The sequence below is a fragment of the Variovorax sp. OV700 genome (genome assembly GCF_900099805.1).
Classification (GTDB): domain Bacteria; phylum Pseudomonadota; class Gammaproteobacteria; order Burkholderiales; family Burkholderiaceae_C; genus Variovorax.
Map to the genome: position 1 here is coordinate 230,239 of NZ_FNDR01000002.1, position 12,110 is coordinate 242,348.

The 12,110-nt window shown below is 67.3% G+C and carries 12 protein-coding genes; 8 read left to right on the top strand and 4 right to left on the bottom strand.

Features of this window, described 5'->3' with window-relative positions:
• Window positions 1-24: 24 nt before the first annotated feature.
• Window positions 25-234 (bottom strand): hypothetical protein, encoded by a 210-nt coding sequence (locus BLR24_RS04675; RefSeq protein WP_093013429.1) that lies wholly within the window; start codon window positions 232-234, stop codon window positions 25-27.
• A 93-nt stretch (window positions 235-327) separates the two neighbouring features.
• Window positions 328-564, bottom strand: a complete 237-nt coding sequence (locus tag BLR24_RS04680; RefSeq protein ID WP_093013432.1) for a toxin-antitoxin system YwqK family antitoxin — start codon at window positions 562-564, stop codon at window positions 328-330.
• A gap of 249 nt (window positions 565-813) precedes the next feature.
• Between BLR24_RS04680 and BLR24_RS04685 the strand changes: the two genes are divergently transcribed.
• From BLR24_RS04685 to BLR24_RS04720, 8 genes are all read left to right on the top strand, one after another.
• Window positions 814-1,308: a type IV pilin protein gene (locus tag BLR24_RS04685; RefSeq protein WP_093013435.1), complete on the top strand. Its 495-nt coding sequence runs from the start codon at window positions 814-816 to the stop codon at window positions 1,306-1,308.
• Window positions 1,302-1,901 carry a GspH/FimT family pseudopilin gene (locus BLR24_RS04690; RefSeq protein ID WP_093013438.1) on the top strand — a complete coding sequence of 200 codons (600 nt, stop codon included), beginning with the start codon at window positions 1,302-1,304 and terminating at the stop codon, window positions 1,899-1,901. Before BLR24_RS04685 ends, BLR24_RS04690 begins: the two co-directional genes overlap by 7 nt.
• 2 nt (window positions 1,902-1,903) lie before the next feature.
• Window positions 1,904-2,329 (top strand): type IV pilus modification PilV family protein, encoded by a 426-nt coding sequence (locus BLR24_RS04695; RefSeq protein ID WP_093014682.1) that lies wholly within the window; start codon window positions 1,904-1,906, stop codon window positions 2,327-2,329.
• Window positions 2,326-3,528 (top strand): PilW family protein, encoded by a 1,203-nt coding sequence (locus BLR24_RS04700; protein ID WP_093013441.1) that lies wholly within the window; start codon window positions 2,326-2,328, stop codon window positions 3,526-3,528. Before BLR24_RS04695 ends, BLR24_RS04700 begins: the two co-directional genes overlap by 4 nt.
• On the top strand, window positions 3,525-4,178 hold the full coding sequence (locus tag BLR24_RS04705) for a pilus assembly PilX family protein (protein WP_093013444.1): 654 nt from the start codon (window positions 3,525-3,527) through the stop codon (window positions 4,176-4,178). Before BLR24_RS04700 ends, BLR24_RS04705 begins: the two co-directional genes overlap by 4 nt.
• Before the next feature lie 5 nt (window positions 4,179-4,183).
• Complete coding sequence (locus tag BLR24_RS31175) at window positions 4,184-7,957, top strand: pilus assembly protein (RefSeq protein ID WP_139188708.1); 3,774 nt, start codon at window positions 4,184-4,186, stop codon at window positions 7,955-7,957.
• Window positions 7,958-8,149: 192 nt separating this feature from the next.
• Window positions 8,150-9,187, top strand: a complete 1,038-nt coding sequence (locus BLR24_RS04715) for a porin (RefSeq protein WP_093013450.1) — start codon at window positions 8,150-8,152, stop codon at window positions 9,185-9,187.
• Window positions 9,188-9,225: 38 nt separating this feature from the next.
• Entirely contained in the window at window positions 9,226-10,203 is a 978-nt protein-coding gene (locus tag BLR24_RS04720) for a Bug family tripartite tricarboxylate transporter substrate binding protein (protein ID WP_093013453.1), read from the top strand.
• Between the two features lie 25 nt (window positions 10,204-10,228).
• On the opposite strand, the gene BLR24_RS04725 is transcribed toward BLR24_RS04720, so the two are convergent.
• Complete coding sequence (locus tag BLR24_RS04725) at window positions 10,229-11,143, bottom strand: LysR substrate-binding domain-containing protein (protein WP_093013456.1); 915 nt, start codon at window positions 11,141-11,143, stop codon at window positions 10,229-10,231.
• Between the two features lie 75 nt (window positions 11,144-11,218).
• Window positions 11,219-12,106: an amidohydrolase family protein gene (locus tag BLR24_RS04730; RefSeq protein ID WP_093013459.1), complete on the bottom strand. Its 888-nt coding sequence runs from the start codon at window positions 12,104-12,106 to the stop codon at window positions 11,219-11,221.
• Window positions 12,107-12,110: the final 4 nt, after the last annotated feature.

The following is a 12,110-nucleotide window of genomic DNA, read 5'->3' on the forward strand; positions in this document are numbered from 1 at the left end:
CCGGGCAGAAGAAGGCTCTCCAAGTCAGGCGTCGCTCCTTCGGCGACGACCGAACAGCATGGCCGCGATCGGGATGGTGGTCAGCACGCCAACGGCCACCAGCGTCCACCCGATATTCTTGCGTTGCTCTTCGCTGAGCCTGTCGGAAAGCAGCAGGCCCACGCCTGCCCCCAAGGCGCCGCGGGTCCCGGCCAACAAGGCGAGCTCGGGCAAATGAATTTCAGTTGTGAACACGACAGAACTCCTTTCGTGCCGAGAGCGGTCTTTCAGTATGCGCCGCAGGCGCCCGTCTTGTCTTCGTCGTGCGTCGATTTCCTCCAGGAAGTATCAAGCGCGCGGCGTGCCCTTTGGCTTCATCGTTGTGACTTTGTACACCGCGCCGTGTTTGTCGTAGGTCGTCCACGTTCCTACTTGAGCTCCAAGCTCGAAGTAGCCCGAACGCATTCGAACGCCATCCTTGCGGAACCATTCCCAGTAGCCGCTCAACAAGCCGTCGAGCATCTGGCCACGAGCGCGGACCGTTCCGTCCTTGAAGTATTCAACTCGCTCTTCCGGTACTGTCATCTGGCCTCCTATGTACGAGCTGGTCAGTTGAAAAACTAGTTCTAGCCGGCGGCGGCTGCATGCATCCCACCTACTCGTGGGTGCAGCCGACTGGGTTGGCTGTGCCGGAAAGCTCGGTGGCGTTTCGCACCGGCGCTGCAGCGCTGTGCAGAAGCCGCAACGCCTCCGCAAGATTTCTCCCAGATCGCATGTTCGACTCCGAACTCGGAATGTTACCGATTGCTTCCGGCACAAGAGGAGAAAAACCACATGACAGGGCTGCAGACGAGGCCTCGAAAATGGCGAGCGCGAACACGGGCACGACCGCAATCGCGCGGCTTCACCTTGATCGAGGTGATGGTGACCGTGGCCATCGTCGCCATTCTGGCTTCCATCGCCTACCCCTCGTACCGCGACTACGTGCTGCGCAGCCGCATCGTCGACGCCACCAACGGCCTGTCCACCATGCGCGCGAACATGGAGCGCTATTTCCAGGACAACCGCACCTATCTGTCCACGGGCAGCTACACCTCGCCCTGTCTGGTGGCCTCCACGCTGCGCATGTCCGGCACCTTCACCCTGTCGTGCGACGGCACGTACGGCGCGCTGACGGCCACCACCTACACGCTGGTGGCGACCGGCAGCAGCGCCACCGCGGGCTTCGTCTTCACGGTCGACCAGGCGAACAACCGGGCGACGTTGGGGGTGCCCACGGGGTGGACGACCTGCAGCACCGACTGGGTCTCGAGGCGGGGCGGATGTTGAAGCGCGCAAGGCCGGCGGGCGGCTTCACACTGATCGAACTCATGGTGACCTTGTCGGTGATGGCCGTGCTGATGGCGCTGGCCATGCCGTCGGTCCTGGCATGGATCGCCAACAGCCGGGTGCGCACCGTGAGCGACGCGTTGCAGAACGGCCTGCGCGCGGCGCAGGCCGAGGCCGTGAGACGCAGCCGCACGGCGGTGTTCTCGCTGACGAACGACACGGCCCCTCAGGCGAGCCTGACCGCGATAGCCAACGGCAGCCACTGGTCCATCAATTTCGTCGCCTCGTCCACGCTCGACACGGCCGGCGTCGCCACTTTCGTCGAGGCCGGCGTGCTGACCGGTGCCGGTGCGGGCGTGAGCATCAGCGGCCCCGCCGCCATCTGCTTCAATTCGCTGGGCCGCCTGGTTGCCCCCGCCAGCACCGGCGTCAGCGGCGCGGCCTGCAGCCTGGCCTCCGCGCCTGTCTACGACATCACGCTGGCATCGGCCGACCGGCCGCTGCGCGTGGTCGTTAGCCTCGGCGGACAGGTGCACCTGTGCGATCCCGCCAGGACGCTGTCGTCCAGCACGCCCGACGGATGCCCGGCCTGACGATGAAAACCGCAACCCATCGCCATTCGCCGCAGGCGGGCATCGCATTGATCGAGGTGCTCGTGTCGCTGCTGCTTTTCTCGTTCGGCATCCTGGGCCTGGCGGGCATGCTGACGCGCGCCATCACCGTGTCCATCGACGCCGAAGACCGCAACCGCGCCGCGCTGCTCGCCAACGAGATCGCCAGCACGATGTGGTTGAAGAACTCCGTCTCGGTCGACACCACGGCGTGGCAGACGCGCGTGAGCGACATGGACAACGGCGGCCTGCCGAATGCCACGCTGACGGTCACGGCCGTTTCGGGCGCAACCAGCAGTGCGGGGACCACCAATGCGGCCGACATCGTGATCGCCTGGCGCGCCGTGACGCGCGAGGCCGCGGCATCCAATGCCGCCAGCCGTCTCGTCACGCGCGTGGTGCTGCCGTGACGCCCGGCCGCGAACCGGCCGCGCACCGCCAGCGCGGTGTGACGCTCATCGAGCTGATGGTGGCGATCGTCGTCGGCCTGGTGGTGACGCTGGCTGCGACCAGCATGCTGATCTTCGGTGAGTCGAGCAAGCGCACCAGCACCGCCACCAACGACATGGGCCAGACAGGCGCCTATGCCGCCTATGTGCTGGACCGCGCGGTGCGCGGCGCCGGCTCGGGCTTCACGCAGTCATGGAACCTGGCGGGCGCCTTCGGCTGCCGGCTGAGCGCCACCCTGCCAGCCACACCGAACCTGCCGCGCGGCAGTGCCTTTCCCGCACCCTTTGCCACCAGCTTTCTCGGTGGCGCGAGCGGCAGCGCGAACCTGCGGGTTGCGCCGGTGCTCATCGGCAGGAGCCAGTCGGACGCCGGTTCCGACGTGCTGGTGGTGATGGGCGGCACCGCGGCGTCGGGCGACGTGCCGCGGCTCATCCTGTCGGCCGGCGCATCGAGCAACATCCTGCGGCTGGACAGCACCGTGGGCCTGGCCGAGGGCGATCTTGGCCTGGTGAGCGCCAACGGCACCACCGACTGCCTGCTCGAGCAGGTGCATGCGAGCACGGCCTTTGCCGACAGCACCGGCAACGATGCGCTGCCGCTGGGCAGCACCTACTACACCGCGTCGGGACCGTCGAGCAGCCTGTCCACCCTCGCGGCCAGCGGCGCTGCCTACTTCACGCCGCTGGGCAACGTCGGCGCAGGCAACACGCAGTTCCAGATGTTCGGCGTGGGCAGCAACAACACGCTCTACGGCTACGACCTGCTGAAGACCGATGGCACCGATGCCTCGCAGGCCATTGCGGACGGTGTCGCCGAGATGCACGCGCTATACGGGCTCGACACCAATACCGACGGCGTGCTCGACACCTGGGTGGACCCGGGCACCACCGGCTACGACATCGCCACCATGATGACCACGCCGGCCATGGCACGCCAGGTCGTCGCGGTGCGCGTCGCGCTGGTGCTGCGAAGCGCCAACTACGAGAAAGAGAACGAGAACGGCGAGCTGCCTTCGCCCGCCTCGCTCACGTTGTTCCGCGACCTGGCCACCTCGCTGCAGCGGACCGTGAGCTTCAGCGCGAGCGAGCAGCACTTTCACCACCGCGTCGTCGAGTCGACGATTCCCCTTCGCAACGTGCTGCTGCTGCCGACGTCATGACGCCCTTCCCTCCCCACCCTGCGCGCATACCCCGCGCCCCACGCCAGCAGCGCGGCGTCGTGCTGCTGTTCTGCCTGATCGTGCTGGTCATTCTCCTGATTGGCAGCGTGGCCGCCGTTCGCTCCACGCACACGTCGCTCGCGAGCGCGGGCAACCTGGCCTTCCGGCGCGACCTCACCAGCCAGGGCGAACAGGCCGCCTCGAACGTGATGGTGGCCTTCAAGAGCGGTGCGCTCAAGACGGCCGCGCTCTCCTCGGCCAGCGTGCCGTCGGCCAACTACAGCGCGGTCGAGCTCGTGGCCGACAAGCAGGGCATCCCGCTCGTGCTGCTGGCCAGCGGCAGCACGCCCAGCGGCGCCGATGTCGGCGGCACCACCTTCAGCCCCACGGCCACAGACCTGGCAGGGGCGACGTCGGACATCACGATCCGCTATGTCATCGACCGTCTGTGCCGCAACGCCGGCAGCGCGGCCACCGGCACCTGCGTCTATGCGCCGTCGAGCAGCAACGTCACCGGCGGCAGCAGCCAGTTGCCGGCGAGCCAGCGGCCGGCGGCGAGCATTTCGCCCGTCTACCGACTGAGCGTGCGCGTCACCGGCGCGCGCTCCACCCAGGTCTTTCTCCAAACCTCGTTCACCCGGCCCGAATGATTTCGATGAACCGCTGCTCCCGTGTCATTTCCCTGGCGCTGGCCGCCGCCGCGCTGCTTGGCGCGCAACCGTCGCCAGGCGCGACCCTGGCCGACCAGCCGGTGTTCGCCAGCGCGGACGTGCCGGGCAACCTGGCGCTCACGCTCTCGGTCGAATACCCGACCGCCATCAGCGTGGCCAACCTCGGCAACTACGCGGACAGCTCGACCTACCTCGGCTACTTCGATCCGCTCAAGTGCTACACCTACACACTGAACACCACCACGCCGGCGAGCAGCTACTTCGAGCCCGCGGGCCTGGCGACCGGCACCAACCTGCACACCTGCTCGGGCAAGTGGAGCGGCAACTTCATGAACTGGGCAACGATGCAGACCATCGACCCGTTCCGCTGGGCGCTGACCGGGGGCTACCGCTCGGTGGACAGCACGAGCGCGACCATCCTGGAAAAGGCCTGGGGCTCCAGCCAGGGCTCCCAGAGCAACTTTCCGTTGCGCGGCACCGGGCAGGCCACGTCGACCGGGCACAACCTGGCGAGCTCGCTGATCTCGTCGGTCACGCCGCTCGGCTGGACCGCGTTCAACACGAGCATCTGGAAGCGCGGCAACACGATGGTGTTCAGCGGCACCGGAACCAGCTACAGCGACACCAGCGTCGCAGGAACCGACTGGAAAAACGCCACCACGACGAACACGCCGGGCAGCACCTATCGCGTGTACGTGCGCGTGAAGGTCTGCGACCCGACCACGTCGGCCGGCGGCGTCGAGTCCAACTGCGTGCTGTACCCTAACGGCCAGTACAAGCCCGAGGGGCTGATGCAGAGCTATGCCAACAAGATCCGCTACGGGGCCTTCTCCTATCTGAACGGCACCGGCTCCACCACGCAGGGCGCGGTGTTGCGCGCCCCCATGGGCTTCATCGGGCCGACCTATCCGTCGCCGCTGTCGACCGCCGTCACCAGCAACGGCAAGGCCGAGTGGAGCGCCACCACTGGCATCATGGCGACCAACCCCGACACCGCCACCGCGAGCGCCACCAGCAGTACCAGCGGCATCACCATCGGCAACAGCGGCGTGATGAACTATCTCAACAAGTTCGGCACCACCGCCTCCTCGTACATGACGTACGACAACGTCAGCGAGCTGTACTACGCGGCGGTGCGGTACTTCCAGAACCTGGGCAACGTGGCGACCTGGACCAGCTACATCACCCCGGCCACCACATCCTCCTCGACCACGCGCACCACGCTGCTCGACGGGTTCCCGGCGGTCACGACCTGGGCCGACCCGATCTCCTATTCCTGTCAGAAGAACTTCATCCTGGGCATCGGCGACACCAACACGCACTACGACTACAACGTGGGCGGCGGCACTCTCACCGGCACCCGCGCCAAGCCGGCGGAGGTGAGCGCCGACACGCTGAACAAGGCACGCACCTACACCAACAACCTGCTCACGCTCGAAGGCCTGAGCGCCAAGACCGACGCCTGGTGGACCAGCACCTACGCCACCTACTACATCGCCGGGCTGGCCTACGGTGCGCACGCCACCGACATCCGCTCCGACCTGAGCGGCGCGCAGAACATCTCCACGTTCTGGATGGACGTGATGGAGTACCAGACGGCTGCGGCCAAGAACCCCTACTGGCTCGCGGCCAAGTACGGCGGCTTCACGGTGCCCTCGAGCTACGACCCGACGCAGACCACCACCGCCCTCACGCAGAGCTGGTGGAACAGCAGCGGCGAAACCATCACCATGGGCAGCACCACCGCGCTGCGCCCCGACAACTACTTCCTGGCGGGCAACGCGAGCCAGATGGTCACGGGCCTGGCCAAGGCCTTCTCGGCCATTGCCACGGCCGTCAGCGCCTACACCACGTCGCTCGCGCTGTCGTCGCCGCAGGTGAGCGATTCGGGCAGTGCCTCCTACGCCGCGCAGTACGCGTCCAAGACATGGAGCGGCGTGCTCACCGCCAGCAGCTTGACCATCGGCAGCGACCTCGCCACCACGTCGACCGTGATGTGGACCTCCACCGCGACGCTCGCGAGCCAGCTCGCGGGCACGGGCTGGGACACCGCACGGCGCGTCGCGACGTGGAACGGCAGCAGCGGCCAGCCCTTTCGCTACGCAAGCCTCACGAGCAGCCAGAAGGCCGCGCTGGCCACCTCCTACCGCGGCAGCGATGCATCGGACTACCTGAACTACCTGCGTGGCGACCAGACCCAGGAAGCCAGCTCCACCACCAGCGGCAGCAGCCAGGCCTACCGCGCGCGCTCGGTGCTGCTGGGCGACATCGTGGGCTCGAAGGTCACGCCGGTGGCAGCGCCGAGCCTCACGTACTCCGACTCGATCAACCCCGGCTACGCCGCCTTCAAGAGCACCTGGGCGAGCCGCCCCACGGTGGTCTACGTGGGTGCCAACGACGGCATGCTGCACGCGTTCAATGGCACGTTGTCGGGCACCGACGCCGGGACGGAAATCTTCGCCTACGTGCCGAGCGCACTGTTCCAGGGGCCGAACGGCACGCCCAACACGTCGGCGTCGGACGGGCTCACCGCGCTGGGCAACCCGAGTTACAGCCACCGCTACTTCGTCGATGCCACGCCGCTGTCCTTCGATGTCGACTTCAACTACGCGGGCGGCTCGCTGACGACCAGCTCCGCCGCCACGTCGGACTGGCGCACGGTGCTGATCGGCGGGCTCGGCAAGGGCGGCAAGAGCTACTACGCCATCGATGTCACCAACCCGGCCGGCATGACCTCCGAATCGGTGGTCGCGGGCAAGGTGCTGTGGGAGTTCACCGACGCGACCATGGGCTACAGCTACGGCGAGCCGACGGTGGTCAAGACCGCCAAGTACGGCTGGGTCGTGGTGCTGACCTCGGGCTACAACAACAGCGACGGCTATGGCTACCTCTACCTCGTCCACCCCAAGACCGGCGCGCTGCTCGAGAAGCTCAAGACCGGCAGCAGCGCTGCGGGGCTGACGCATGCCGCGGCCTATGTGCGCGACTTCACCGACGGCACCGCGGACGCCATCTATGCCGGCGACCTCGACGGGCAGGTCTGGCGCTTCGACGTCACCGGCACGGCGGCCTACGGCGCGCCCTTGCTGCTGGCCAACCTGACGGACGCCAATGGCAACGCGCAGCCCGTGACCACGCAGCCGCTGATCGAGGTGCAGCCGAGCACGAAGAAGCGCTATGTGCTCCTGGGCACGGGCAAGCTGCTGGCCTCCACCGACGTCAACTCCACGCTCGCGCAGGACTTCTACGCGCTGATCGACGGCACCGCCTCGGCGTTCGGCACGGCCGCATCGTTGCCCACGGGCGTGAGCTTTCCGCTTGCGCGAGCCAATCTCACCGCGCTGACCGACCTCACCGCCAGCGCGAGCTTCGACAGCAGTTCGATGGGTTGGTACGTCGATTTCGGCACCGACAGCAGCAGCGGCATCGCCTGGCGGATGATCACCAGCCCGACGACCACCAGCGGCGTAGTGGCGTTCGCCTCGACGCTCACCACGGCCGATGCATGCAGCCCGTCGGGCACCAGCCGAGTCTACGTCGTCAACTTCGGCACCGGGCAGTCGGCGCTGGAGAACAGCGCGGCCTACATCTCCGAGTCGTATGCGGTGACGGACCTGCGCTTCACCAGCAGCAGCAACGGCGGCACCACCCTGTCGGTGGGTTCCAGCACCGGCACGGTCGAGAACCTGAAGGTGTCGCTCTCGTCCAGCCTGAGCCTGCGGCTGCTCAACTGGCGCGAGGTGCCGGTGGTGGAGTGAGGCAGCGAGCGGGCCGGTTGCGCGGATCGGCCTGCCCTCGCAGGCCTGCACCGAAGCAGGTATGCCGCTGCGACATATCTAAAAGTGCCCGGGTCGGATAGCGAACGGCCGGTGGAGTGGCGATAGTCCATCACGCCGGGGCCAAGACCCAAGACACCTCCGGCGTTTCAAAAAAAACACGGAGACAAGAAGATGGATATACGCACCCGCGCCTGCCTTGCGGCAGGCTTCACCACCGCTTCGCTCGGATCGTTTCCCGCCCTCGCGCAAAGCGCATCGGCAGCGGACAGCGTGAGCATCTATGGCGTCGTCGACCAGTACGTGGGTTCGCTGCGCCGCAGCGACCAGCCCGGCCGCACCAAGGTATTGAACAGCGGGGGCATGACGACCTCGTATTGGGGCGTTCAGGGCAACGAAGACCTGGGTGGCGGCCTGCGGTCGTTCTTCGCGCTGGAGAGTTTTTTCCAGGCCGACAGCGGCACCTTCGGCCGGACGACGGCCGACCCCTACTTCTCGCGCAACGCCTATGTCAGGCTCGGCGGTGCCTACGGCCAAGTGAGCGCGGGCCGGCAGACCAATGCGCTCTACGCGGCCACCGGCAATTTCAATCCCTTTCTCGCATCGGCCAACCTGAGCCCGGTGATGCTGCAGGTCTGGAGCACGGGCTACAACCGCGCGGTGCTGGGCGACAGCGTCTGGGACAACACGCTCCAGTATGCGTCGCCCGACATGGCGGGGTTCCGCGTGTCCGCGGCCTATGGGCTGGGCGAGGTGACCAACCGCGGCGGCGTGCGCAACGTCAACCTGACCGTCAACTACGCGAAGGGCCCGTTCGCCGCGGTGGTCTCGGCCCAGCAGGTCAAGGCGGGTCCGGGCCTGGCGGCGCCCATCTCGAGCCAGAAGGCGCAGATGGCCGGACTCTCGTACGACTTCGAGGCGGTGAAGCTCTACGGCCAGTACTTTCATACGGACACGCCCGACATCCGCACCACGACCCGGACCACGCAGCTCGGCGTCGCGGTGCCCGTGGACGCCGGCCGCATCATGGCGTCTGTCGCGCAGACACGCAGGGGCATGCCCATCACGGATACGAGCCGCACGACGGCAGCGCTCGGCTATGACCACTATCTTTCCAAACGCACCGACCTCTACGCGGTCTACCTCTCGGACCGGCTCACCGGATACGAGCGGCGCGGAAGCCTCGCGCTCGGCATGCGGCACCGCTTCTGACACCTTGTGCAAGCTTGTTCCACAGTGAATCGAACCCCATGAACACCCTCATCAAGATCTCCCGGCGGTCGGCGCTCGTGCTGGCCACGGTCTCCATCGCCATGGGCGCGAATGCGCAGCCTTCCAGCACGAAGCCGATCCGCCTCGTGGTGCCCTTCGGGCCCGGCGGCGTGGCCGACCTCACGGCGCGCGTCGTCGCGCAGGAGATGTCGGAATCGATGGGGCAAAGCATCATCGTGGACAACAAGCCCGGCGCGGGCGGCGTGGTCGCCGCCGACACCGTGGCCAAGGCGGCGCCCGACGGACTCACCGTGCTGCTGATGTCCAACGGCAATGCCGTGAGCGTGGGCCTCTTCAAGCGCCTGCCGTTCGACACCGTGAAAGGCTTTGCGCCGGTTTCGACGATCGGCTATTTCGACCTGGCCGTGGTGACCTCGGCGGACTCGAAGTTCAAGACCATGCAGGAGCTGCTGGCCTATGCGAAGGCGCATCCGGGCACCGTCAACATCGGAACGATCAACGTGGGCAGCACGCAGCATCTGGCGGCCGAACTGCTCAAGCGCAGTACCGGCATCGACGCGCAGGTGATTCCGTTCAACGGCTCCCCGGCCATGATCACGGCCCTGCGCGGCGGACAGATCGACGCCGGCGTCGAGATCCTTGCGCCTCTCCTCGGGCAGATCAGCGGCAAGTCGCTGCGGCCGATCGCGGTCATGGGCACGAAGCGCTCGTTCGCGTTGCCGGACACGCCCACCGTCGCCGAGAGCGGTGCGCCCAAGTTCAACGTGGCTTCATGGAACGCCTTTGCGGTGCCCGCCAAGACGCCGCCGGCCGTCATCGAGCGGCTCAACAAGGAAGTCAACGCGGCGCTGGCCGCACCCGAGGTCAAGGAGCGGCTGCGCCAGATCGGCGTGGAGGCGCAGGGCGGCACACCGCAGCAACAGGCGGAACTCCTGAAGAACGAGATTCAGCGCTGGTCGGAGGTCATCCGCCTGGCCGGCATTCCGAAACAGTGAGCCTCGAGGGGTCCGCGACCCGTGCTCACGCGGGCGGCGCCGATCCGTTCATCGTCTGGTTCACCACCTCGCGGACCAGCTTCAGGACGGCCTGCTGCGTCAGCGTGGCGGGCCGCTGGGAACTGACGGCCAGCGCAAGCCGGCTGCGCAATTGCGGATTCGCGATCCGGCGGATTGCAAAGGCGTCCGGACGCGGCGCGGTGAGCACCGCATTCGAGGACAGCACCGCCAGCCCCACCCCGTCGATGACGAGATCGAGGATCGCGGCCACGCCGTCGATCTCCATCGCGATCGTCGGTCGGCAACCGATGTTCGCCATCTCCGCCTCGACCAGCATGCGAATCGAATTGGGCTTGGTCGGAATCACCAGCGGCTGCGACGCCACCTCGCGCAGCGAGACTTCGCCATCGGCCGTGCCACCGGGCTGCGCCGGGCCCACCAGATACAGGTCTTCTTCGAGGATGACCACGCTGTCGATATCGGCCGACGGTGCGGGGTTGTAGAGCAGCGCCAGGTCGATGCGGCCCGCGGTCACCGACTCCTGCATGGCGCTCGAGAGCGCCTCGGTGATGGAAAGGCGCGCATCGGGCAGCTGCTGGCGGAAGGCGCGGGTCAGGGGCACGGCGATGCGCTTCGCGATGCTGGGCGGCAGGCCCACCGCGACACGCCCGGCGAGTGCGCCGCGCATGCGGCCGAGGTCTTCTTTCGCACGCTCGATCTGGTGCAGGATGCCCCTGGCGTGCTCCAGCAGCAGCTTTCCGGCATCGGTGACTGTCACCCCCCGGCCATTGCGCGTGAGAAGGTTCTGCCGCAGCTCCACCTCGAGCTGGCGCACCTGCCGGCTGAGCGCGGGCTGCGCGACGTCGATCACGATCGACGCACGCGTGAAGCTACCGAGCTCCGCCACGCGGACAAAGTACTCCAGCTGCTTGAGATCCATGAAGCGTAGTCTAGGGCTGCGCCCCGCCGGAGGCGCGGCTGTGGCCGTTCGTCCGGCGCGGCCGCCGCGCCCGTCTCAGGCCCAGTAGAGGCGCATCGGGTTGTCCACCAGCAACTGGCGCTGCACCTGCGCCGTCGGCGCGATGCGCGGAATCATGTCGACCAGCGTGCCGTCGTCGGGCATGTGGGTCTTGAGATTGGGATGCGGCCAGTCGGTGCCCCACAGCACGCGGTCCGAGAAGGTCTCGACCAGGCAACGCGCGAAGGGAACCACGTCGTTGTAGGTCGGCGGACCGGACAACGACAGACGCTCGGGACAGCTCACCTTCGACCAGATGTTCGGATGCTCGCGCAACAGCTGCACGAAGCGCTCGAACTGTGGCCCGTCGACCGGCTGGCCTACATCGGGACGGCCCATGTGGTCGACCACCACGATGGTCGGCAGCCGCGTGAAGAAGTCCCACAGTTCGGGCAGGTCCTGGGCCTCGAAGTACACGACCACGTGCCAGCCCAGCGGCGCAATGCGCTGCGCAATGCTCATCAGCACTTCGCGCGGGGTGAAGTCGGCCAGGCGCTTGAGAAAGTTGAAGCGCACACCGCGCACGCCGGCTTCATGCAGCCGCCCGAGTTCGGCGTCGCTGACGTCTGCTGCCACCGAGGCCACGCCACGTGCGCGTCCGTTGGAGTGCGCCAGCGCGTCGAGCAGCGCGCGGTTGTCGTTGCCATGGCAGGTCGCCTGCACGATCACGTTCCGCTCGAAACCCAGCAGATCGCGCAGCGCAAAGAGCTGGTCTTTGGAAGCGTCGCAGGGCGTGTACTTGCGCTCGGGCGCAAACGGGAATTCCGCAGCGGGGCCGAACACGTGGCAGTGCGCGTCCACCGCACCGGGCGGCGGCGTGAAGCGCGGCTTCGACGGCGCGGGATGGAAACAGAGCCAGTCCTTGTCCATGGTGCTAGCCGGCATCGCG